The sequence below is a fragment of the bacterium genome (genome assembly GCA_024226335.1).
Taxonomy (GTDB): Bacteria; Myxococcota_A; UBA9160; order SZUA-336; family SZUA-336; genus JAAELY01.
Genome location: JAAELY010000422.1, coordinates 1 through 3,586 on the forward strand (window position 1 = coordinate 1; position 3,586 = coordinate 3,586).

At 64.2% G+C, this 3,586-nt stretch carries 3 protein-coding genes; all 3 read left to right on the forward strand.

The window, feature by feature from the left end:
• Window positions 1-10 precede the first annotated feature (10 nt).
• The 3 genes from GY725_20705 to GY725_20715 are packed head-to-tail and all read left to right on the forward strand — an operon-like array spanning window position 11 to window position 3,586.
• The gene (locus GY725_20705; GenBank protein MCP4006607.1) at window positions 11-844 is read left to right on the forward strand and encodes a xanthine dehydrogenase family protein subunit M; all 834 of its coding nucleotides are present in this window, start codon (window positions 11-13) and stop codon (window positions 842-844) included.
• Entirely contained in the window at window positions 841-1,320 is a 480-nt protein-coding gene (locus tag GY725_20710) for a (2Fe-2S)-binding protein (protein MCP4006608.1), read from the forward strand. Before GY725_20705 ends, GY725_20710 begins: the two co-directional genes overlap by 4 nt.
• Before the next feature lie 16 nt (window positions 1,321-1,336).
• Window positions 1,337-3,586 (forward strand): xanthine dehydrogenase family protein molybdopterin-binding subunit, encoded by a 2,250-nt coding sequence (locus GY725_20715; GenBank protein MCP4006609.1) that lies wholly within the window; start codon window positions 1,337-1,339, stop codon window positions 3,584-3,586.

The following is a 3,586-nucleotide window of genomic DNA, read 5'->3' on the forward strand; positions in this document are numbered from 1 at the left end:
CGAGTCCGCGGTGCATCTACTCACCGGTCCGAAAGCCGATGACGTGCGCATCCTGGCCGGCGGTACCGACCTGCTGGTGCAATTGCGTTCGCAGACCCGCGGGCCGGGGCTGATCGTGGATGTGAAGCGCATCCCCCGGCTGATGGAAATCGGTTTCGACGGTTCGGAACTCAGGCTGGGTGCAGCGGTGTGCGGTGCTCGGCTCTCAGAGCACGAAGAATTCGCTCGGCTGTTTCCGGGGCTTGCCGAAGCCGCGAACCTGATCGGATCGACACAGGTGCAAGGACGCGCCTCGCTGGGCGGGAACCTCTGCAATGCTTCACCGGCGGCGGATTCAGTCCCGGCGCTGATCGCCCTTGGTGCCCAGTGCGTCGTGGCCGGACCGAATGGCGAGCGACGCGTACCGGTCAGCGAGTTCACGACGGGTCCAGGGCAGAACGCACTGGGGCCAGCCGAACTACTGGTCGAGCTTTGCATTCCGAAGCCCGCGCCGCGCTCCGCCGACGCCTATCTTCGCTTTACACCGCGAACCGAAATGGACATCGCCGTCGTCGGATCTGCCGTCAACCTGACGCTGGACGAGAAGGGAATCTGTACGTTCGCGCGCGTCGCTCTGGGCGCTGTGGGTCCAACGGCCTTCGAAGCCCCCTCGGTAGCCGAAGCGCTGCTCGGCTCAACGATCGATGAAGCCGCGCTTTCAGCCGCCGCTTCAGCGGCCAGCGCGGCGGCCAATCCCATATCGGACAAACGGGCGCCTGCCGAGTTCCGCCGCCGGATCTGCGGGGTACTGACGCGACGAGCGGCCGAAAAGGCGGCCGAGCGCGCGCGGAGAACTGAATCTTGAGCAAGCTGCACGTTCAGACACGGGTCAACGGAGAAGCATGTGAGTTTCTATGCGATCCACGACAGTCCCTGCTCGATTCACTGCGCGATGAACTGGGTTTGACGGGAACCAAGGAAGGCTGCACGACCGGTGATTGTGGCGCCTGTTCGGTGCTACTCGACGGTCGCCTCGTGTGCTCGTGTCTGGTTCTGGCCCCGGAAGCCGAAGGCCGAGAGATCACGACCGTCGAAGGCGTGGCGCAAGGCGAGGCACTGCACCCGGTGCAGAAGAAGATTCTCGAACACGCGGCCCTGCAATGCGGCGTGTGCACGCCCGGAATCGTGGTCGCCGCCAAGGCGCTGATCGACCGTCACCCGAACCCGACCGAGGAGCAGGCGCGCTACTGGTTGGCCGGAAATCTGTGTCGCTGCACCGGCTACGACAAGATCCTGCGCGCGGTATTGGATGCCGCTGCGGAGATGCGAGGCGAGGTCTGATGCGGACGGATCTGCGATGAGTCAGAAACGCAGCTTCCAACAAGTGGGAACGCGGCCCATCCGTCACGACGGCATCGACAAGGTGACCGGCCGAGCGAACTTCGGCGCAGATTTTTCACTACCCGGCATGCTCTGGGGGCGCGTCCTGCGCAGCCCGCACGCCCACGCGAAAATCCTTTCGATCGACACGACGAAGGCCGAGGCCAGCGAGGGGGTAAAGGCCGTGATCAGCGGCGTCGACTTCCCGGCGATCAGCCCGTCGAGCAGTGACGGTCAGACCGACTTCCGCGATCTGTCCCGCAACGTGATGGCGCGCGAGAAGGTGCTCTACCACGGCCACCCGATTGCCGCCGTTGCGGCGACCAGCAAGCAACTGGCCGACGAAGCCCTCGAGAAGATCATCGTCGAATACGAACTACTGAAGCCCGTTCTCTCACTCGACGAGGCACTGGCGCCCGGCGCAACGATCCTGCACGACGATCTGAAAACGCGAGGGGCAGATCCGCCTTCTGAAGAACCGACCAATGTGGCCAGCCGCATCGAGTTGGGTCGCGGGGATCCAGAGGCCGCGTTCGCCACAGCCGATGTCATCGTCGATCGAGAGTTCACCACGCAGATGGTCCATCAGGGCTATATCGAGCCCCACGCAGTGGTCGCGCGAACGAACGAAGATGGTCAGTCCCTGATCTGGTGCACCACTCAGGGCCCGTTCATGATTCGCGCGTATTGCGCCAGGTTGCTCGGACTGGATGCATCGAAGATCCGCGTGACGCCCAGCGAGATTGGCGGTGGATTCGGAGGCAAGACCACGGTCTACGTCGAGCCTCTCGCAGTCCTTCTTTCGCAGCGCTCGGGCCGCCCGGTAAAAATGGTCATGACGCGCGAAGAGGTCTTCCGTGCGACTGGGCCCGCGTCGGGCACGCGCATCCGCGTGAAACTCGGAGCCAAGAACGACGGTACGCTGGTCGCCGGTACTGCCGAGATGTACTACGAGGCCGGTGCGTTCAAGGGATCTGCGGTTGCTGCGGGCGCCATGTGCTTGTTTGCGAGTTACGACCTGCAGGACTTCCGCATCGAAGGTTACGACGTTGTGTTGAACAAACCCAAGGTCGCGGCCTATCGCGCGCCGGGTGGGCCAATGGCGGTTTTTGCCTCGGAATCGGTCATGGACGAACTGGCTGAAAAGCTCGAGATCGATCCGATCGACTTCCGTCTGCACAACGCGGCGCGCGAAGGCGTACAAGCGACCTACGGACCGAAGTTCAACGTCATTGGGCTGATCGAGACGCTCGAGGCTGCGCGCGAACATCCGCACTACAAGGCGCCCCTGGGTCCGAATCAGGGGCGCGGTCTGGGGTGTGGCTTCTGGTTCAACGCCGGAATGCAGTCGACCGCCAGCGTCAGCCTGAACGAAGACGGCACGGCCGTGGTCGTGAGCGGCTGTCCCGATATCGGCGGTTCGCGAACCTCGCTGGCGCTGATGGCCGCCGAGGAACTCGGCATACCCGTCGAACGCGTGCGCCCCGTCGTCGGCGACACCGAGACGGTCGGCGTCAATGACGGCACCGGAGGCAGCCGGGTTACGTTCGCGACCGGCATGGCCGTGATCGAAGCAGCTCAGAAGGTGGTTCAAGAGTTACGGGAACGCGCCGCAGCGATCTGGGGTGTAGAGGTGGACCAGGTCGGATGGCAAGAAGGTCGTGCACAGCCGAAAGATGGCGGAGAGCACGAACCCCTGGACATCGAGACGATCGCGCGTCGCGCCGGACGCACCGGTGGGCCGATCACCGCGAGTTCCTCGCTCACTGCGCGCGGGGCAGGCCCGAGCTTTGCAACCCACATCTGCGACGTCGAGGTCGACCCCGAGACCGGCTTCGTACGCGTCGTGCGCTACACCGCGATCCAGGATGCGGGCAAGGCCATCCATCCCGGCTACGTCGAAGGTCAATTCCAGGGCGGAGCCGCCCAGGGAATCGGTTGGGCGCTCAACGAGGCTTTTGTTTTCGACGACGAAGGGAAGCTCGAAAACCCCGGATTCCTCGACTACCGCATCCCCGTTGCTTCCGATCTTCCGATGATTGATACCCTGATCATCGAAGTTCCGAATCCGCGCCACCCCTACGGCGTGCGCGGCGTCGGCGAGACGCCGATCGTGGCACCCCTGGCCGCTGTCGCAAACGCGCTTCACAACGCTACGGGCGCGCGCCTGCGGGATCTCCCCATGTCGCCGCCGCGCGTACTCGATGCCATCGACTCCGTTCGTTAG